The sequence below is a fragment of the Companilactobacillus baiquanensis genome, from assembly GCF_003946605.1.
GTDB classification, from domain to species: domain Bacteria; phylum Bacillota; class Bacilli; order Lactobacillales; family Lactobacillaceae; genus Companilactobacillus; species Companilactobacillus baiquanensis.
This window is the reverse complement of the sequence record NZ_RHOQ01000004.1, coordinates 26,007-44,178: the sequence shown is the minus strand read 5'-3', so window position 1 is coordinate 44,178 and position 18,172 is coordinate 26,007. Positions and strand designations below refer to the sequence as shown.

The window sequence follows — 18,172 nt, the reverse complement described above, 5'->3', positions numbered from 1 at the left end:
TACAATAAAAGTTGGGTATTTAAATACCTCAAATAGGTATTGTATAATTGTAATATTAATTAGAAAGTGAGTTTCTGGGTATACCAAGTATGTTTAGTGTAATAGTAAAATTATTTTTGACGATGATATTGTCTGCGGCAATAACACCCTTTGTAGTTAAACTTGCTTATATATTAGGGGCGGTCGATAACCCCAACGCTCGTCGAGTTAACAAAAAGCCAATGCCAACAATGGGCGGTTTGGCTATTTTTATAGCCTTCACATTCTCTACCTTTGTTTTATTGAGAAATCAGTTTCCGAGTCATGAACTTTTCAGTGTCTTTTTAGCTGAATGTATCATTATATTGACCGGTATTATTGATGATATTCGTGAGTTATCTCCAAAGGCTAAAATGGGTGGGATCTTTGCTGCTTCATTAGTTATTTATTTCTTAGCGGGAATTAAGATGAATGAAGTAGTCTTACCGATCTTTGGCGCATTTAAATTAGGTTGGTGGAGTTTCCCAATTACTATAATTTGGATATTGGCAATTACTAATGCGGTTAATTTGATCGATGGATTAGATGGATTAGCCACGGGAGTTTCAATAATTGCCTTGTTCACTATGGGAATAGTGGGTTACTTCTTCTTAAATATGACCAATGTTTATGTTTCAATTTGGATTTTTGCAATGGTAGCTTCTTTGTTAGGATTCTTGCCTCATAATTTCCATCCCGCCAGTATCTTTTTAGGAGATACGGGGGCATTGTTTATAGGATTTATGATCGCAGTCTTTTCTTTAAAGGGACTTAAAAATGTAACGTTCATAACAATGTTGATCCCAGTTGTTATTTTGGGAGTTCCTATTACTGACACGGTTTATGCTATGTTACGAAGATTCTTAAATAAAAAGCCGATTACACAAGCTGATAAACATCATTTACATCATCGATTAATGCAATTAGGTTTATCGCATCGTCAAACTGTTTTAGTGATTTATGGTTTGGCATTAGTTTTTGCATTTATCTCATTGTTGTATCCTTTGTCCACTTTGTGGGGAAGTGTATTACTAACGATCGGTGTCTTAATCGGATTGGAGTTGTTTGTTGAATCGATCGGATTGATCGGTGATAACCGGCAACCTTTACTTCATGCAATTCAAAAATTTGTTAAACGAATGGAAAAAAAGGACTAAGCCAAGGCTTAGTCCTTTATTGGTACTTGTTTAAATTCTTTACTGGTTTTTTCAAATGAAATTTGATTTTGAAATTGATCTCTGATGTCTTGGATAAGTTTCTCTTGTTCGCTTAAATCTAAAAAAATATTAGTTTTCACATCGGTAGAAAATTGTTTTTCTTCCAATGTGATTTTTTGATTTTTAGCGTAATTCTCAAATTTATCAAAGAGATTGTAGGGGATCGATATTAAATATCCTTGCTGGATTCGATTCTCCACAAGTCCGATATCTTTTATAGCATCGGCAGTTGTTGATGAGTAAGCTCTGATCAGCCCGCCAGCACCTAATTTTATACCGCCGAAATATCTAGTAACTACTGCGGTCACGTTTTCTAACTCATTTTGTTGTAAGACATTTAGAATAGGCGAGCCAGCAGTTCCGCTTGGTTCACCATCATCAGACATGCGCTCGATTTTGACATTTTCTAAAACGATGTAAGCTGTGCAATTGTGAGTGGCATCTTTTTCTTCTTCACGGATTTTTTGAATAAAGGATTTGGCTTCTTCTTCTGAATTAGTTTGAGCGATATGAGCTATAAAACGTGATTTTTTTATATCTTTTTCAAAACTGCCATTTGCGGCTATTGTTCGATAATTTTGCAAAACGATCATTTCCTTTACGTAATTTTATTTATGAATAAATTAAATGAATTTTTAGGCGGGCGCATACTGAATTTAAAGGTTCTCGAATCTGATGAAGTTAAGCATCTGTTAGCGATTGGATCAGAATTAAAACCTGGTTTTTTTAGAAAGGATCAACAAGACTATTGTCGAAGATGCTTATCTAAAATATCTGATGATAGTGATTACTGTCGAAATTGTTTGAATATGGGCAAAATCACTAGGGATGATCAACTAATAATAAGCTCAACAGAGACTAATTTTGAGTTTCAGGAAAGGCCTATGAAGTGGGAGGGTAGATTGACCCAGCTTCAAAATAAAGTCTCTCATGAGCTTATAAATGCTTTTAAGGCACACAAGGATCATCTAGTTTGGGCTGTCACTGGTGCTGGGAAAACTGAAATGACCTTTCCATTGATCTCAGAAGTCATTCGTTCGGGTAAAAGAATAGCGCTATGCTCACCGAGAGTCGATGTTTGCGTGGAACTATTTCCCCGAATTAAGTCAGCTTTTCCAGAAACAACAATAGGTTTATATCACGGCAAGAGTAAGGAACCGTATCAAATAACGCAAATTATGATCGCAACTACTCATCAACTGATTCGCTTTGAAAAAGCCTTTGATGTACTTATTATTGATGAAGTTGATTCCTATCCATTAGCAGGAAATCAAATGCTGCAAGATGCGATCACTAAAGCGGTTAAAGATAATGGAAATATTTACTACCTTTCAGCTACACCACCAAAAATTCTTCTTGATAAGGTTGAGAAAAAACAACTTGGTATATCAAAATTATATCAAAGATTTCATGGACACCCGTTACCTGAACCAAAATGCCATTTATTATACAAATCGACTAATTTTTTGGGAGTAAATCCAATAATTTATTTAAGAATCAAAAAAATGTTAACAAATAAACAACGCTTCATGATGTTTTTTCCTAATATTCCCCAAATGTTGCAGTTTGAAAATGTAATTATAAAAAAGTTTCCGAAATTGAAATTGATCAGTGTAAGTTCTAAGGACGATAAACGTTTGGAAAAAGTAAAATCCTTTCGAGAGAGCGAAGTTCAGGCAATATTTACAACGACTATTTTAGAACGAGGCGTAACTTTTAAAAATATTATCGTTATCGTAATTGACGCCGATGCTACTGAATTCTCTAAGACTGCTTTGATCCAAATTGCAGGTAGAGCTGGGCGAGCGGCAGATTCATATGATGATGAGGTACACTTTTACTATCAAAATTATAATAAACAAATAAAAAATGCCTGTGCTGAAATAAAGTATTTAAATTGGTGTGCAAAAAATGTCTAAGTGTCTATATTGTGGAAATTATTTTTCATATAATTTATCGATCAAAGAAATATTTAGTTTCAATCAGATATTTGATGATAGATTGTGTCAACTATGTAGAAGTCAGTTGGAACCACTATCCTCCAATATGAGTTGTAGCCGCTGTTTTAAACCAAAAATTAAGACAATTTGTGATGATTGTCGTTTTTGGGAGGAAAAATATAACATAATTAATTGTCATCAGGCTTTGTTTGGGTATAATCAGTTCATACACAATTATTTTAAACAGTATAAAAGGTATGGAGATATTTTATTAGCAGATCTTTTTTTGAAAGATTTACTAACTTGGGAGCGTAGTAATCAATTCGATTTAATTACATATATTCCTGCAAGTGAAAGTCATCGAAGAGAGCGTGGATTTGATCCGGTTTGGCAAATGTATCATCAAGTTTTTGAATTAAAGTCATTATTGATTAAAGCTGATGCTGATAAGCCCCAAGCTCAAAAAAATCGTAATGAACGTTTGAAAACACCACAAACCTTTAGTTGTATTTCTGATCATATTTATTCAGAACAAACGAAAGTTTTGATTGTTGATGACATATATACGACGGGTAGGACGATTTTACATGCAAAGATGGCTTTAAAGACAATTGGATTAACTAATATTTATACTTTTTCATTATCAAGATAGTGAAAACGTTGTCACATTGCCGATAGAATTATATAATTAAGTAGAAGAGTTGATTAGGACTCTAATATTTCCTACTCATCGGAAGGAGAGATTTTTATGTTAACAATTAATGTACGTGGCGAGAATATCGAAGTAACTTCAGCAATGCGTGAATATGTTGAAAAAAGATTATCTAAGATGGAAAAGTATTTCAGTGATGGGAGCACTCCTATTGCACATGTTAACTTAAAGACATACCCTTCAAAAGGGACAAAAGTTGAGGTAACAATTCCACTTCCATACATCACATTGAGAGCCGAGGAAATCAATGATGACATGTATGCCGGTATTGATTTAGTAATTGACAAACTTGAAAGACAAATTAAGAAATTCAAGACCCGTGTAAACCGCAAGGGACGTGAGTCAGGTAGTATTAAAGATATTCCTTTAGATGATGTTTCACCTGAGGATACTAAAGAAGACAAATCAGAAATCGTTAGAACAAAACGTCTATCATTAAAACCAATGGATGCAGAAGAAGCTGTATTACAAATGGAAATGCTTGGACATGAATTCTTTATTTTTGAAGATGCAGAAACAAATGGTGCAAGTATCGTTTATAAACGTAATGATGGTAAGTACGGTTTGATTGAAACAAACGAATAAAATTTTACGTATTTCAACAAATGACATTCGTAAAATGTGAGAGGGCTTTGACTTTTGTCGGAGCTCTTTTTTGATTCAATAAAGTAATTTTTAGCAAATACTTTTTAAATGGTGTATCATTATTAACCTGGAAAGCTGTGTTATCATTTGAATTAAGATTAAGTTTAAAACTTTAAAGAAAAATGCTACTATAAAGAATATGTTTATAACTTTTAGGAGAGATATATAAGTATGGCAAATCCATTAAGAAAATGGGTCGAAAGCGATAAAAGAGAAGTTAAAAAAATGGGCAAAATTGCCGATAAAGTTGAAAGTTATGCTGATGAATTTGGCAAACTTACTGACGAACAACTTCAAGCTAAGACTCCCGAATTGAAAGAAAGACTGACAAAGGGTGAAACATTAGATGATATTTTGCCAGAAGCCTTTGCTGCCGTTCGTGAAGGTGCTAAGAGAGTTTTAGGCCTTTACCCATTTAGAGTACAAATTATTGGTGGTATTACACTACACCAAGGTAATATTGCGGAAATGAAAACTGGTGAAGGTAAAACTTTAACGGCCACATTACCAGTTTATTTAAATGCCCTAGAGGGCCAAGGTGTTCATGTTGTTACAGTTAATGAATACCTTTCATCTCGTGATGCTAAAGAGATGGGTGAATTATACAAGTGGATGGGTCTAACTGTTGGTTTAAACCTTAACAGTATGGATTCTGAAGAAAAACGTGCTGCATATAATTGTGACATTACTTATTCGACAAATAGTGAATTAGGATTTGATTATTTGCGTGACAACATGGTTGTCTATAAAGAGCAAATGGTACAACGTCCGCTTCATTATGCAATCGTTGATGAGGTTGACTCCATTTTAATTGATGAGGCTAGAACACCATTGATTATTTCTGGGGCGGCTGAAAAGTCAACTGCTATGTACGTTCGTGCTGATCGTTTTGCTAAAACTTTAGCTGAAGAAGATTACAAAATTGATTGGCCTACAAAGTCAATTAGTTTAACTGAAACAGGTATCAGAAAGGCTGAAGATTACTTTGGTCTCGATAATCTTTATGATATTGAAAATACTGTTTTGAATCACCATTTGGACCAAGCTTTGCGTGCAAACTTTATTATGAGTTTGGATATTGATTATGTGGTACAAGAAGGCGAAGTTAAGATCGTTGACCAATTTACTGGTCGTGTTATGGATGGTCGTCGTTATTCTGATGGATTACACCAAGCTATTGAAGCTAAAGAAGGTGTGGAGATCCAAGATGAAACTAAGACTATGGCTAACATCACTTATCAAAACTTCTTCCGTATGTATGATAAATTATCAGGTATGACTGGTACTGCTAAAACTGAAGCAGAAGAATTTAGAGAAATTTACAACATGGAAGTTATTTCAATTCCAACTAATAAGCCCGTTATTCGTGATGACAAAGATGATGTACTCTATCCAACTTTGAAGAGTAAATTTGCGGCTGTTGTTAGAGACATCAAAGAGCGTCATGCAAAGGGGCAACCACTGCTAGTTGGTACTGTTGCGGTTGAGTCTTCAGAATATCTATCACAACTTCTTGATAAAGAAGGCATTCCTCATGCCGTCTTGAATGCTAAGAACCATGCTAAAGAAGCTGAGATCGTTATGAATGCCGGTCAACGTGGCGCCGTTACGATTGCTACTAATATGGCTGGTCGTGGTACTGATATTAAGCTTGGACCTGGTGTTAAAGAAGTTGGCGGTCTTGCTGTTATTGGTACGGAACGTCATGAGTCACGTCGTATTGATAATCAGCTTCGTGGTAGATCTGGTCGTCAAGGTGATCCTGGTGTTACACAATTTTATATGTCACTTGAAGATGATTTGATGAAACGTTTTGGTTCGGATAGAATCAAACGTGTTCTTAAGGCATTGAAGATCGAAGATGACGATGCTGTTATCCAAAGTCGTATGATGACTAGACAAGTTGAATCAGCTCAAAAACGTGTTGAAGGTAATAACTACGATACACGTAAGAATACTTTGCAATATGATGATGTTATGCGTGAACAACGTGAAGTTATCTATAAAGAAAGAATGGATGTCATCAATGAGGATAAAGACCTCGATAAGGTATTATTACCAATGATCGAGCGTACTATTAAAGCTCAAGTTGATGTTCATACACAGGGTAAAGAAGAGAACTGGGAATTAGATGCCATTGCTGATTTTGCTAAATCGACTTTAGTTAGTGAAAAACAAATGAGTGTTGTTGACCTTCAATTGAAGACTCCTGAAGAAATCATCAAGTTCTTGATGGACTTTGTTCATAAGAACTATGAAGATAAAAAAGAACAACTTGGTGATCCTGCTCAGATGTTAGAGTTTGAAAAGGTTGTTATTTTAAGAGTTGTTGATGAACACTGGACAGATCATATCGATGCGATGGACCAATTACGTCAATCGATCGGTTTACGTGGTTATGGACAGTTGAATCCTTTGGTCGAATATCAAGAAGAGGGTTACCGTATGTTTGAAGAAATGGTTTCAGACATTGAATACGACGTAACTAGATTATTTATGAAGGCCGAAATTAGACAAAATATGGAAAGATAAAAAGCAGGCCTAGTGCCTGCTTTTTTTAAAGGTGACGGAATGGAATTTGGAGAAATAAAAACCAAAATAAACGACATCGAAGAAAAAGTTTCTCAATTCAGGGGGTCTCTTTGACTTAGATAATCTTGAAGAAAGTATTGCTGAAAATGAAGCTCGTATGACGGCACCGGGTTTTTGGGATGATCATGATAAGGCTCAAGCGGTTATTGATGAGACCAACGACTTAAAAGATAAGTTTGATAGCTTCAAAACATTATCTGAAAATTTGGATGACATTAAAGTTTTAGAACAGCTTTATCAAGTCGATACAGAAGATGAACTTTTAAAACAGCTTGAAGAAGATTCTGATTCTTTAGAAAAGCAATTACAGGCTTATGAATTGACAATGTTATTGTCTGAACCTTACGATTCACATAATGCCATTGTTGAAATTCATCCAGGTGCCGGTGGAAAAGAGTCACAAGATTGGGGCTCAATGCTTTTGAGAATGTATCAAAGATGGGCTGAACAGCATGACTTTTCCGTTGAAATAGAAGATTATCAACCTGGTGATGATGCTGGTATTAAGAGCGTCTCAATGATGATCAAGGGACGTAATGTTTATGGATTATTACGTTCTGAACGTGGCGTTCATAGATTGGTAAGAATTTCTCCATTTGATTCTGCTGGTAGAAGACATACATCTTTTGCGTCAGTCGATGTTATGCCAGAACTGGATGAAAGTATTAATGTTGAAATAAATGATGATGATTTAAGAGTTGATGTCTTTAGATCTTCCGGAGCTGGTGGTCAGCATATCAATAAAACATCTTCAGCCGTAAGAATAACTCATATTCCCACTGGTATAGTTGTTAGTTCTCAAGCTCAAAGATCACAGCTACAAAATCGTCAAACGGCAATGAATATGTTAAAGGCAAAACTTTTCCAAAAAGAACAAGAAGAACAAGCAAAACGAAATGCCAAAATCAAAGGTGAACAGATGGATATTGGATGGGGATCACAAATTCGATCTTACGTATTTCATCCTTATACAATGGTTAAAGATCATCGTTCTAATTATGAAACTGGTAATGGGCAAGCAGTAATGGATGGAGATATAGACCAATTTATTTTTGCCTATCTTCAGTGGAAGTTACAAGAGGACAATTCGGATTAAAATGAAAAAGAGAATTTTAATTGTTGATGATGAACCTGCTATTTTAGAATTGATCGATTATAATTTACAGAGCCAAGGATATGAAGTTAAGCGAGCAATAAATGGTAAAATGGCACTCGAAATGGCGAATGCTGAACAATTTGACCTTATTTTGCTAGATCAGATGTTACCCAAATTGAGCGGAATCAGAGTTTTAAAGAAGATGCGTTCAATTGGTAATTTAACGCCGGTTATATTTTTGACGGCGGTGGATACTGAAGACAGCAAAGTTGATGGATTGATCAGTGGGGCAGACGACTATATTACAAAACCATTTAGCGTCAAAGAATTACTAGCTAGGATCGAAGTAGTCATTCGTAGAACTTCTAAAACTGAAAATCAGAAGGTTGAGTTTCATCTTAATCGCTCGATGAAGAGTGTTGTTATTGACGATACGGAAATATCTTTGACTCGTAAAGAGTATGAATTAATGGATTTTTTGTTGAAGAATGCTGGTATTGTAGTATCTAGAGAGCAAATCTTTGATAGCGTATGGGGTGTAAATTCAGATTCACAATTAAGAATGGTTGATATTCAAATTAGTCATCTTCGTGATAAAATTGAAAAAGATACGAAGGATCCACAAATAATAAAAACCGTGCATGGATTCGGTTATATTTTAGAGGTGTGATACATGAAGAAAAAAATAGGGCCCATTATTGCGGTAACTGTCTCCATTGTCATATTTATTATTTTGTCGGCATTTGCAGATAGTACCTTGGGGAGTTCACAAAGAAATACTTTTTATGATGAAACAACTTCTTTTAAAGAATTGAAAAAGAACCATACTGCACAAGAGGCAGCAAAAATATCAGGATTAACTTACGTAGATACTGATAAAAGAAGTTCAAAAGTTGAAAAGAGAGTATATGACCTGATTCACAAGGGTGGATTGTCGCCAAGTCAAAACTTTTTAACTGATAATACTTTTGGAACTAGAACAATGTATTATATCAGCGACTCTAATAAGCATGTTGTGGTCAAGGAATATAACCGTTTATGGAGTCAAAATGCGTCAACGTACGTATTGGTTGCCTTAGTTTATCTTATTTTCACTAATGCGATTGTTCTGTTCTATTACAAACGTAAGCAAAAACTAAGTTATGACATTCAAAGTGTGACCGAAAATTTACGTCGAGTACGAAAGAACAAGGATATGGCATCAATTATTCTTTCGCCTGATGATGAATTATATAATTTAGTAGAACAGACTAATGAAATTAGTATGGATATCAATGAATTGCGCGATAACGCACGTTTACGTGAACGTAGATTCAAGAGTCTTGTTGGACATCTTCCAATCGGAGTTATGTTATTAAATTCTCAAGGTGAAGTTTTAATGCATAATCAGGCTATGTCGGCCTTATTAGATGTAAATATTTCAAATGATATTCATCCGTTCATTGAAGATGTTAAAACATATGGCTTGAGCAGGATGATCGAACATACGCTTCGTAAAAATAAGAATCATCATAAAGAATTACAGTTGATCGGTAATTCCCAGAAATATGTCGAAGCAAATGTTATTCGTCTGGTCCATTCTCGAGAAGATTTCGATCAGCAAATTTTAGTTTTACTATATGATTTAACCGAAAGTCGTAAGATGGATCGTATGCAAGTCGACTTCGTCAATAATGTCAGTCATGAATTAAAGACACCGATCACTTCGATTGCCGGATTTTCTGAAACACTACTTAACGGTGCTAAAGATGATCCAGAAAAATTGGATCATTTCTTAAATATAATTAACGAAGAAAGCACTAGATTGACTGAATTGATTCAAGATATTCTTTCATTATCAAAAGTTCAAAAAGATGATGAAAAGGCCGAAGCTGTTGACGCTAAAAACGAAATTGAAAAAACAGTTGAACATTTATCTCAGAGGATCTCTAAACATAAAATAAGCGTTGAAACTAGTTTTTCTGGTAATCCTGAGATTACTATCAACAGAGAGAAATTTAATTTGATCGTTGGTAATTTGATTAAGAATGCTGTTTCTTATAATAAGGAAAATGGTGATATTAAAATTCAATTTAATCATGATGAAATTGAAAATCGGATAAGATTTAGTGTTGAGGATACTGGTATCGGAATTGCTGAATCAGAACAAGATAGGATCTTTGAGAGATTTTATCGTGTTGATCGATCACGTAGTTTTGAGACTGGCGGAACTGGACTAGGTCTTGCTATTGTTAAAGAAACAATTGATACGCTTGATGGTGATATTAGAATTGAATCGCACAAGGGACTAGGAACAAAATTTATTGTTCATATTCCGTTATAAAAAAGATATAAAAGTAGTTCTAAGTGAGAATTGAGTTCTCTTCTTAGAACTTTTTTTGTGCCAATTATTAGGCCTTTTATACAAAAAATATACATTCTTATATTAGTATTAAAAAGACAGAGGTGAGTATATTGAAAAAAAGACTGGTGGCTATTTTTACGTTATTTTTTTCTGCAATCTTAGTTTTAACGGGTTGTAAGGGGAGTAGTGATCAACAAACAATTACGGCTGTAGGATCATCAGCCGCCCAACCGCTAGTAGAATTAGCTGGGGAAGAATTTACAAAAAACAATCCTAACGAATATATTAACGTTCAGGGTGGAGGTACTGGTACCGGACTTAGCCAGATTCAACAAGGTGCGGTAGATATTGGTAACTCTGATCTTTATGCTGAACAAAAAAAGAATATTAATGCTAAAAATTTGGTAGATCACCGTATTGCAGCGGTGGGAATGGTACCGATTGTAAATAAAAGTGTAAAAATAAAATCATTAACTATTAAACAATTAAGACAAATATTTTCAGGTCAAATCACTAATTGGAAACAAGTTGGTGGACAGGATCTGCAAATAACGATTATTAATCGTGCTAATGGTAGTGGTACTCGTTCCGCCTTTGAAGATGACGTTATGAACGGAACGCCGGCTGTTAGTTCTCAGGAGCAAGACTCAAGTGGTATGGTTCGACAAATCGTTTACAATACTCAAGGATCCATTAGTTATTTGGCTATGCCTTATTTAAATGACACAGTTAAATCGATCGAAGTTGGCGGAGTTAAACCAACGATGAAGAATATTGAGAATAATACTTGGAAAATTTGGTCTTATGAACATCTTTATACAAATGGTCAGCCAACAGGTATGACTAAACGTTTTCTAGACTATACTATGTCCAATCATGTTCAAAATAAAATTGTTAAAAAATTAGGTTACGTTCCAATTAAAAATATGCAATATCAAAAAGATTATAAGGGGAATGTAACCCCAGTTTCAAAGGAGGGAGACTAAATTGAAAGATCCGATTCGAGAAAGTTTAACTAAAAAATCTGTCTCTGCAAAACGTGAAACAAAAGGTAAGGTTATTTCATTTAGTTTTACAGCTATAATAGTTATCTTGGTAGTTACAATCATTGGTTTTGTTGCTTCAAGAGGTTTAGTGATCTTCTTTAAAGATGGAGTAAATCCAATTGATTTTTTGACACATTCAGTTTGGGCTCCAGATAAGTTAGATAGTGCAGGACATCCTATAGTTGGTGCCGCACCAATGATCGTGGGTTCATTTGCAGTTACTTTGATTGCCGCTTTGATCGGGACACCTTTTGCCATTGCGGCAGCCATTTTTATGACTGAAATATCACCCAAATTAGGTCGTAAAATTTTACAACCTGTAATTGAGTTACTAGTTGGTATTCCATCAGTAGTTTATGGATTTATTGGATTAACTATTGTTGTTCCATTTGTTAGAAGTATCGCTGGCGGTAGTGGATTTGGTATTTTAGCTGGTTCATTTGTTCTATTCGTAATGATCTTGCCAACGATCACATCAATGTCAGTGGACGCTTTAAAGGCTGTACCTGAATATTATCGTGAAGCTTCATTAGCCCTAGGTGCAACAAGATGGCAAACAATTCATAAAGTTATTTTAAGAGCCGCTTCACCCGGTTTATTGACGGCAGTGGTTTTTGGGATGTCTAGAGCCTTTGGTGAAGCTTTAGCCGTGCAAATGGTTATTGGTAATGCTATGTTATTACCACAAAATTTAGTCTCACCTTCTTCTACTTTAACGTCAGTTTTGACAATGAACATGGGTAATACGATCATGGGTTCGACCCCAAATGATGCTCTTTGGTCACTAGCTTTACTATTGCTATTAATGTCACTCTTGTTCAACTTCGTAATAAGACTTATTGCTAAGAGAGGTGAATTCTAGTGTTCAATGAAAAAGTTAAAGATAAAATAGCTACTGGTGTTATTTACGCTATGTCTGGAATCATTGTTTTGATCTTAGCAGGGTTATTAGTTTACATTCTAGGTAGTGGTCTACGTTATGTTAATTGGCATTTTTTGACTTCAGGTTCAAAAGCCTTTCAAGCTGGAAGTGGTATTGGGATTCAGTTGTTTAATTCTTTCTTTCTATTGATTCTATCAATGCTCATTTCTATTCCAATTGCTATTTCTGCCGGAATATTCTTATCTGAATATGCTGGTAAAAATAAATTGGTTGAACTTATTAGAATATCGATCGAAGTTTTAAGTTCTCTACCATCAATTGTTGTTGGTTTGTTTGGATTTTTGATTTTTGTAATTAGTTTTAAATTTGGCTTTTCCATTTTGTCAGGAGCTTTGACATTGACCGTTTTTAATTTGCCAATTCTGACAAGAAATGTTGAAGACTCTTTAAAGTCTGTTTCTCAATCGCAAAGAGAGGCAGGACTTGCTTTGGGACTATCAAAATGGGAAACAGTCATCCACGTAATTATCCCAGATGGTTTGCCAGGCATTATTACTGGTATGATCATCGGTGCTGGTAGAGTCTTCGGTGAAGCCGCTGCACTTATTTATACAGCTGGACAAAGTGCCCCACCACTAGATTTTTCAAATTGGAACATTTTCAGCATTACTAGTCCGCTAAACTTGATGCGTCCTGCTGAAACATTAGCAGTCCATATTTGGAAAGTTAATTCTGAAGGTCTGATCCCTGATGCGGTTCAAGTTTCTGCTGGTGCTTCAGCGGTATTGATCATTGCAGTGTTAATTTTCAATTTACTTTCAAGATACCTTGGTAATTTAGTTTATAAAAAGATGACAGGAGAATAGTTTATGGCTGATGAACAAGATCAATATATTTATCACTTAGATGAAAAAGAACATGAAATTGCTATGGAAACTAAGGATCTACAAGTTTTCTATGGTCAAAAAGAAGCCATGCATAAAGCATCTTTACAATTTGAACGTTACAAAATTACCTCGCTTATCGGTGCATCTGGATCTGGCAAGTCAACTTTCTTGCGTTCATTAAATCGAATGAACGACAATGTTCCTGGGGCCAGTGTTAAAGGTGAAATTATGTATCGTGGATTAGACATAAATAAAAACGATGTTGATATTTATGAGACGAGAAAGCATATCGGAATGGTATTCCAGCGTCCCAATCCGTTCTCAAAATCAATCTATGATAATATAACTTTTGCTTTGAAACGACACGGTTTGCATGATAAAGACAAATTAAATGAAATTGTTGAGACGACATTAAAACAAGCATCATTATGGGAGCAAGTCAAGGATGATCTTCATAAAAGTGCCCTGGCGTTATCAGGTGGTCAACAACAACGCCTCTGTATCGCCCGTGCCATCGCTATGAAGCCGGATATTTTATTGATGGACGAACCGGCCAGTGCGCTGGACCCTATTTCTACTTCTAACGTAGAAGAAACTATGCTAAGTTTAAAAGACAGATTTACAATAATTATAGTTACTCATAATATGCAGCAAGCTGCCAGAATTAGTGACTATACAGCCTTCTTCCACATGGGACATGCGGTAGAATTTAATGAAACAAGAAAAATCTTTACACGTCCAAAAATTAAGACAACTGAAGATTATGTTTCTGGACATTTTGGATAGGAGAATAACTTTGGCTGAAAAGAAAAAAATTTTGACATCATCTGATGTTCATTTGTTTTATGGAAAGAAAGAGGCTCTGAAGGGAATTAACCTTGATTTTAATGAGCACGAGATTACAGCCTTGATTGGGCCTTCAGGTTGCGGTAAATCAACGTATCTTCGTTGTTTGAATCGAATGAATGACCTGATTCCAAATGTGACTATCACAGGAACAATTAGTTTGAACGGCAAAAATATTTACGCACCAAACATTGATACGGTAGAATTAAGAAAGCAAGTAGGAATGGTTTTCCAACAACCTAATCCATTTCCATTCTCTGTTTATGATAATGTGGTTTATGGTTTAAGATTGGCCGGAGTCAAGGACAAAGCGGTTCTTGATGAAGCAGTAGAAACCAGTTTACAAAATGCTGCCGTTTGGGATGATGTTAAGGACAAGCTACATCAAAGCGCCTTATCTCTTTCAGGTGGTCAACAACAGAGAGTTTGTATTGCAAGGGTTTTGGCGGTCAAGCCAGATATCATTCTGTTAGATGAACCAACATCTGCTCTAGATCCAATCTCTTCTGCAAAAGTTGAAAATACTTTACTAGATTTACGTGATGATTATACAATCATTACTGTAACTCATAACATGCAACAAGCTTCAAGAATCTCTGATCAAACAGCTTTCTTTTTGAACGGAGAATTGATTGAGGCGGATAAAACAAAGAATATTTTCTTGAATCCACAAGAAAAACAAACAGAAGATTATATTTCCGGAAAATTCGGATAGGGGGCAGAAAGTCATGCGTAGTACGTTCGAGGAAGAACTTAGTAATTTACATTTAAGATTCTCTGAAATGGGAATGATGGCAAGTGAAGCCATTATGAAATCCGTTAAGGGATACATCGATCATGATAAAGAACTAGCTAAAGATGTGCTTTTAAAAGATCATTTTATTAATGTTAGAGAGATGGATCTTGAAAAAGATTCATTTGAGATGATAGCCTTACAACAACCGGTTACATCAGACTTGAGAATGATCGTCACAGTTCTTAAAGCCAGTTCTGATTTGGAAAGAATTGGTGATCATGCTGTAAGTATTGCGCAAGAGACCATCCGTGTTAAAGGTGAACATAGAATTCCAGAAATCGAAAAATTGATTGCGGAAATGGGTGAATTAAGTACAAGTATTGTTGAAGATTCACTTGAAGCTTACCTTAAAAAGGATGAAGGCTTAGCCCGTGAAGTTTCTCGTCGTGATATTAAAATCGATGAAAAGAGTCGTACCATTAGTAAGTTGTGTATTGAAGATATGCAAAAGAAGTCTGATAATGTTCTAAGCGGAACTTCTTATATGTTAGTTGCCAGTTACCTTGAACGTGTAGGAGACTATGCAACTAATATCTGCGAATGGGTCGTATATTTGAATAGTGGCCACGTGGTAGAACTTACCCACAAGGGCGAAAATAAAAGAATGTAATTTGAAATTTACGCAGCTATGTTGTATATTTTGAAAACAAGTTGAGGTGAAATTTCGTGAATAAAAGAATTACTAGATCAAGTGATGATCGTTTTCTAGCTGGTGTGTGTGGTGGCCTTGGTGAGTATTTTGGAATTGACTCTACTTGGATTAGGTTAGGATTTATTTTCATGACACCATTCAGTTATTTCTTAACAATACTTGTTTACATAGTCTGTGTCTTTTTGATGCCTGAAAAGCGCAATATTCAAGAGACAAGTTATCATGCACGTTTACGTCATCTAAGAAAAGATTCAACTAAGGAGCTGAATAAAAACAAAAAATGAAATTATTAGTAAAAGTGGCTATTCATACGCTGTTATTCATAGCAATAGCGCGTCTATTACCAAACATGTTTAGAGTTGACAGTTTAGCAACGGCAATTTTAGCCAGTTTTGTCTTAGTATTGTTAAACTGGACCGTCAAACCTATTTTGCATGTTATTTCATTCCCAATAACTTTTATTACTTTCGGGTTGTTCTCTTTTGTTATAAGTGCAATAACCTTAGAATTAACATCAGCTATTTTGGGTTCAAGTAGTTTTTATTTCAGTAGTTTTGGATCTGCTCTATTAGTGGCAGTGATCTTAGCCATTTGTAACTCGATTATAAATAGCTATACGATGAATAATTTTCAAAGACGCGTCTAAGACGCGTCTTTTTAATATCTACTAAAAAATGATAGAATTAAAAAAAGAAGATTTGTGAGGGTTGATTATGTCAAGTTTTGTTACAGTAGCTGATTTAGTTAAAGATAATGAATTGAAAGTTTATAGTGGAGAAGAACTTCTGAATAAGAAGAAGATTACAACTAGTGATATTTCTCGTCCGGGCATTGAGTTAACTGGATATTTTGACTATTATCCAAGTGAACGTATTCAATTATTTGGACAAACAGAGTCTGCTTATTCGCTATCTATGACAGCTAATAATCGTTATAAAGTAATGTTAGAAATTTGTCGCGAAGATACACCGGTCTTATTAATATCCCGTGCTATCCAACCAAGTGATGAACTATTAAAAGCTGCCGAAGAGCACAAAGTTCCGGTTATTGGATCTGAATTACCAACAACTAGACTTTCTAGTATGATCACAGAATATTTGGATCGTCGATTGGCACCTAGAGAATCCATCCATGGTGTTTTTGTTGACGTTTATGGAATTGGTATTTTGTTAACTGGACATTCTGGAATTGGTAAAAGTGAAACTGCTTTGGAACTTGTTAAACGTGGCCACCGTTTGATTGCTGATGATCGTGTTGATGTTTACCAACAAGATGAAAAAACTATTGTGGGTGAAGCACCAAAAATTTTGAATCATTTATTAGAGATTCGTGGAATTGGTATTATTGATGTCATGAACTTATTTGGTGCCGGAGCTGTTCGTTCATCAAGCGATATTCAGTTGATCATCAATTTGGAAAATTGGTCACCAGATAAAAACTATGATCGTATTGGATCTTTAGAAGATAAACGTGAAATTTTTGATGTTCAAGTTCCACAAATTACAGTTCCAGTTAAAGTAGGTCGTAATATTTCAATTATTATTGAAGTTGCAGCTATGAACTATCGTGCAAAGAAAATGGGTTACGATGCAACTAAGAAATTTGAAGAGAACCTTGGTGCATTGATTCAAGATAATACAAATAAGGAAGATAAATAATGCTGAATTTGCTGGCTTTGAATCCGATAGCTCTTAACCTGGGCGGTTTACAAATTCACTGGTATGGATTGATCATAGCTTTTGGTGCTTTGATAGGTGTCTTAATGGCCCTGTCTGAATCCAAAAAACGTGGGATCGATCCAGAGAATATTTTGGATCTAGTATTATATGGGGTTCCAATTGGGTTGATCGGTGCGAGAATTTACTATGTTATTTTTGAATTACCGTTTTACCTAGCTAATCCAGGTGAGATCATTAAAATATGGCATGGCGGTATCGCAATTTATGGTGGATTGATTGCCGCTTTTATCGTGTTAATTGTTCTATGTAAAAAAAGAAAGATCTCTATTTGGACGATGTTAGATATTGCTGCGCCATCGGTTTTGTTAGGTCAGATCGTTGGTCGCTGGGGTAATTTTATGAATCAGGAAGCTTTTGGTGGTAAAACGACTTTGTCATTCTTGCAATCGTTGCATTTACCTGATTTCATTGTTCAACAAATGTATATTAATGGCGCATATCGTCAACCAACTTTTCTATATGAATCCAGTTGGAATGTGATCGGATTAATTATTATTTTAGTCTTACGTCATCGTAAACAATTCTTTAAGCGTGGCGAAGTTTTCTTGGCTTACTTAGTTTGGTATCCATTAGGAAGGTTCTTCGTTGAAGGTATGAGAACTGATAGCTTGTATATTTTACCTGGAATTAGAGTTTCGCAAGCATTATCTTTGATTTTATTGGCAGTTGCGATTATTCTAATCATCTATCGACGGAAGAAATATCAAGAACCGTGGTATCAAGATATTTGAGCAAGATAATAGCTATTTAAATTAAAAA

General features: G+C 35.1%; 19 protein-coding genes. 18 read left to right on the top strand and 1 reads right to left on the bottom strand.

Going from position 1 to position 18,172, the window contains the following annotated elements; translation table 11 throughout:
- Positions 1-89: 89 nt before the first annotated feature.
- Positions 90-1,175 (top strand): glycosyltransferase family 4 protein, encoded by a 1,086-nt coding sequence (locus tag EKM77_RS07425; protein WP_125593423.1) that lies wholly within the window; start codon positions 90-92, stop codon positions 1,173-1,175.
- Positions 1,176-1,183: 8 nt separating this feature from the next.
- On the opposite strand, the gene EKM77_RS07420 is transcribed toward EKM77_RS07425, so the two are convergent.
- A complete protein-coding gene (locus EKM77_RS07420) occupies positions 1,184-1,819 on the bottom strand; it encodes a YigZ family protein (protein ID WP_125593593.1) in 636 nt (211 codons plus the stop codon).
- 30 nt (positions 1,820-1,849) lie between these two features.
- Here EKM77_RS07420 and EKM77_RS07415 point away from each other — a divergent pair, with 30 nt between their 5' ends.
- The 17 genes from EKM77_RS07415 to lgt all read left to right on the top strand — a co-directional run bounded on the left by EKM77_RS07415 (position 1,850) and on the right by lgt (position 18,144).
- Entirely contained in the window at positions 1,850-3,154 is a 1,305-nt protein-coding gene (locus EKM77_RS07415; protein WP_125593422.1) for a DEAD/DEAH box helicase, read from the top strand.
- A gap of 307 nt (positions 3,155-3,461) precedes the next feature.
- Positions 3,462-3,827, top strand: a complete 366-nt coding sequence (locus EKM77_RS11090) for a ComF family protein (protein ID WP_225425205.1) — start codon at positions 3,462-3,464, stop codon at positions 3,825-3,827.
- A 96-nt stretch (positions 3,828-3,923) separates the two neighbouring features.
- Entirely contained in the window at positions 3,924-4,472 is a 549-nt protein-coding gene (hpf, locus tag EKM77_RS07405; protein ID WP_125593421.1) for a ribosome hibernation-promoting factor, HPF/YfiA family, read from the top strand.
- 231 nt (positions 4,473-4,703) lie between these two features.
- A complete protein-coding gene (secA, locus tag EKM77_RS07400) occupies positions 4,704-7,064 on the top strand; it encodes a preprotein translocase subunit SecA (RefSeq protein ID WP_125593420.1) in 2,361 nt (786 codons plus the stop codon).
- Between the two features lie 39 nt (positions 7,065-7,103).
- A protein-coding gene (gene prfB, locus EKM77_RS07395) for a peptide chain release factor 2 (RefSeq protein ID WP_191987450.1) occupies positions 7,104-8,220 on the top strand; the annotation gives its coding sequence in 2 pieces (ribosomal slippage) (positions 7,104-7,175 and positions 7,177-8,220; 1,116 coding nt in all).
- Position 8,221: 1 nt separating this feature from the next.
- On the top strand, positions 8,222-8,890 hold the full coding sequence (locus EKM77_RS07390; protein WP_125593419.1) for a response regulator transcription factor: 669 nt from the start codon (positions 8,222-8,224) through the stop codon (positions 8,888-8,890).
- Between the two features lie 3 nt (positions 8,891-8,893).
- Positions 8,894-10,543 (top strand): two-component system histidine kinase PnpS, encoded by a 1,650-nt coding sequence (gene pnpS / locus EKM77_RS07385; protein ID WP_125593418.1) that lies wholly within the window; start codon positions 8,894-8,896, stop codon positions 10,541-10,543.
- Between the two features lie 131 nt (positions 10,544-10,674).
- Positions 10,675-11,550, top strand: a complete 876-nt coding sequence (locus EKM77_RS07380; protein ID WP_125593417.1) for a phosphate ABC transporter substrate-binding protein PstS family protein — start codon at positions 10,675-10,677, stop codon at positions 11,548-11,550.
- Position 11,551: 1 nt separating this feature from the next.
- Positions 11,552-12,472 (top strand): phosphate ABC transporter permease subunit PstC, encoded by a 921-nt coding sequence (gene pstC, locus EKM77_RS07375; RefSeq protein ID WP_125593416.1) that lies wholly within the window; start codon positions 11,552-11,554, stop codon positions 12,470-12,472.
- Positions 12,472-13,359 carry a phosphate ABC transporter permease PstA gene (gene pstA / locus EKM77_RS07370; RefSeq protein ID WP_125593415.1) on the top strand — a complete coding sequence of 296 codons (888 nt, stop codon included), beginning with the start codon at positions 12,472-12,474 and terminating at the stop codon, positions 13,357-13,359. Before pstC ends, pstA begins: the two co-directional genes overlap by 1 nt.
- A 3-nt stretch (positions 13,360-13,362) precedes the next feature.
- A complete protein-coding gene (gene pstB, locus EKM77_RS07365; RefSeq protein WP_125593414.1) occupies positions 13,363-14,166 on the top strand; it encodes a phosphate ABC transporter ATP-binding protein PstB in 804 nt (267 codons plus the stop codon).
- Positions 14,144-14,941, top strand: coding sequence for a phosphate ABC transporter ATP-binding protein PstB (pstB, locus tag EKM77_RS07360; RefSeq protein ID WP_164507749.1), 798 nt, complete (start codon positions 14,144-14,146; stop codon positions 14,939-14,941). The genes pstB (EKM77_RS07365) and pstB (EKM77_RS07360) overlap by 23 nt, the downstream gene beginning before the upstream one ends.
- Positions 14,942-14,954: 13 nt before the next feature.
- Complete coding sequence (gene phoU, locus EKM77_RS07355; RefSeq protein WP_125593412.1) at positions 14,955-15,632, top strand: phosphate signaling complex protein PhoU; 678 nt, start codon at positions 14,955-14,957, stop codon at positions 15,630-15,632.
- A 56-nt stretch (positions 15,633-15,688) separates the two neighbouring features.
- A complete protein-coding gene (locus EKM77_RS07350; protein ID WP_125593411.1) occupies positions 15,689-15,958 on the top strand; it encodes a PspC domain-containing protein in 270 nt (89 codons plus the stop codon).
- Positions 15,955-16,320, top strand: coding sequence for a phage holin family protein (locus tag EKM77_RS07345; protein ID WP_125593410.1), 366 nt, complete (start codon positions 15,955-15,957; stop codon positions 16,318-16,320). Before EKM77_RS07350 ends, EKM77_RS07345 begins: the two co-directional genes overlap by 4 nt.
- Positions 16,321-16,387: 67 nt before the next feature.
- Positions 16,388-17,332, top strand: a complete 945-nt coding sequence (hprK, locus tag EKM77_RS07340; protein WP_125593409.1) for an HPr(Ser) kinase/phosphatase — start codon at positions 16,388-16,390, stop codon at positions 17,330-17,332.
- Positions 17,332-18,144 (top strand): prolipoprotein diacylglyceryl transferase, encoded by an 813-nt coding sequence (lgt, locus tag EKM77_RS07335; protein WP_125593408.1) that lies wholly within the window; start codon positions 17,332-17,334, stop codon positions 18,142-18,144. The genes hprK and lgt overlap by 1 nt, the downstream gene beginning before the upstream one ends.
- Positions 18,145-18,172: the final 28 nt, after the last annotated feature.

Bases quoted from the DNA above. Each gene is read 5' to 3' on its own strand.
- pnpS (WP_125593418.1), top strand. From the start codon at position 8,894: ATGAAGAAAAAAATAGGGCCCATTATTGCGGTAACTGTCTCCATTGTC.
- EKM77_RS07345 (WP_125593410.1), top strand. From the start codon at position 15,955: ATGAAATTATTAGTAAAAGTGGCTATTCATACGCTGTTATTCATAGCA.
- pstB (WP_125593414.1), top strand. From the start codon at position 13,363: ATGGCTGATGAACAAGATCAATATATTTATCACTTAGATGAAAAAGAA.
- pstB (WP_164507749.1), top strand. From the start codon at position 14,144: ATGTTTCTGGACATTTTGGATAGGAGAATAACTTTGGCTGAAAAGAAA.
- secA (WP_125593420.1), top strand. From the start codon at position 4,704: ATGGCAAATCCATTAAGAAAATGGGTCGAAAGCGATAAAAGAGAAGTT.
- hpf (WP_125593421.1), top strand. From the start codon at position 3,924: ATGTTAACAATTAATGTACGTGGCGAGAATATCGAAGTAACTTCAGCA.
- hprK (WP_125593409.1), top strand. From the start codon at position 16,388: ATGTCAAGTTTTGTTACAGTAGCTGATTTAGTTAAAGATAATGAATTG.
- EKM77_RS07415 (WP_125593422.1), top strand. From the start codon at position 1,850: ATGAATAAATTAAATGAATTTTTAGGCGGGCGCATACTGAATTTAAAG.
- EKM77_RS07390 (WP_125593419.1), top strand. From the start codon at position 8,222: ATGAAAAAGAGAATTTTAATTGTTGATGATGAACCTGCTATTTTAGAA.
- EKM77_RS07425 (WP_125593423.1), top strand. From the start codon at position 90: ATGTTTAGTGTAATAGTAAAATTATTTTTGACGATGATATTGTCTGCG.
- lgt (WP_125593408.1), top strand. From the start codon at position 17,332: ATGCTGAATTTGCTGGCTTTGAATCCGATAGCTCTTAACCTGGGCGGT.
- phoU (WP_125593412.1), top strand. From the start codon at position 14,955: ATGCGTAGTACGTTCGAGGAAGAACTTAGTAATTTACATTTAAGATTC.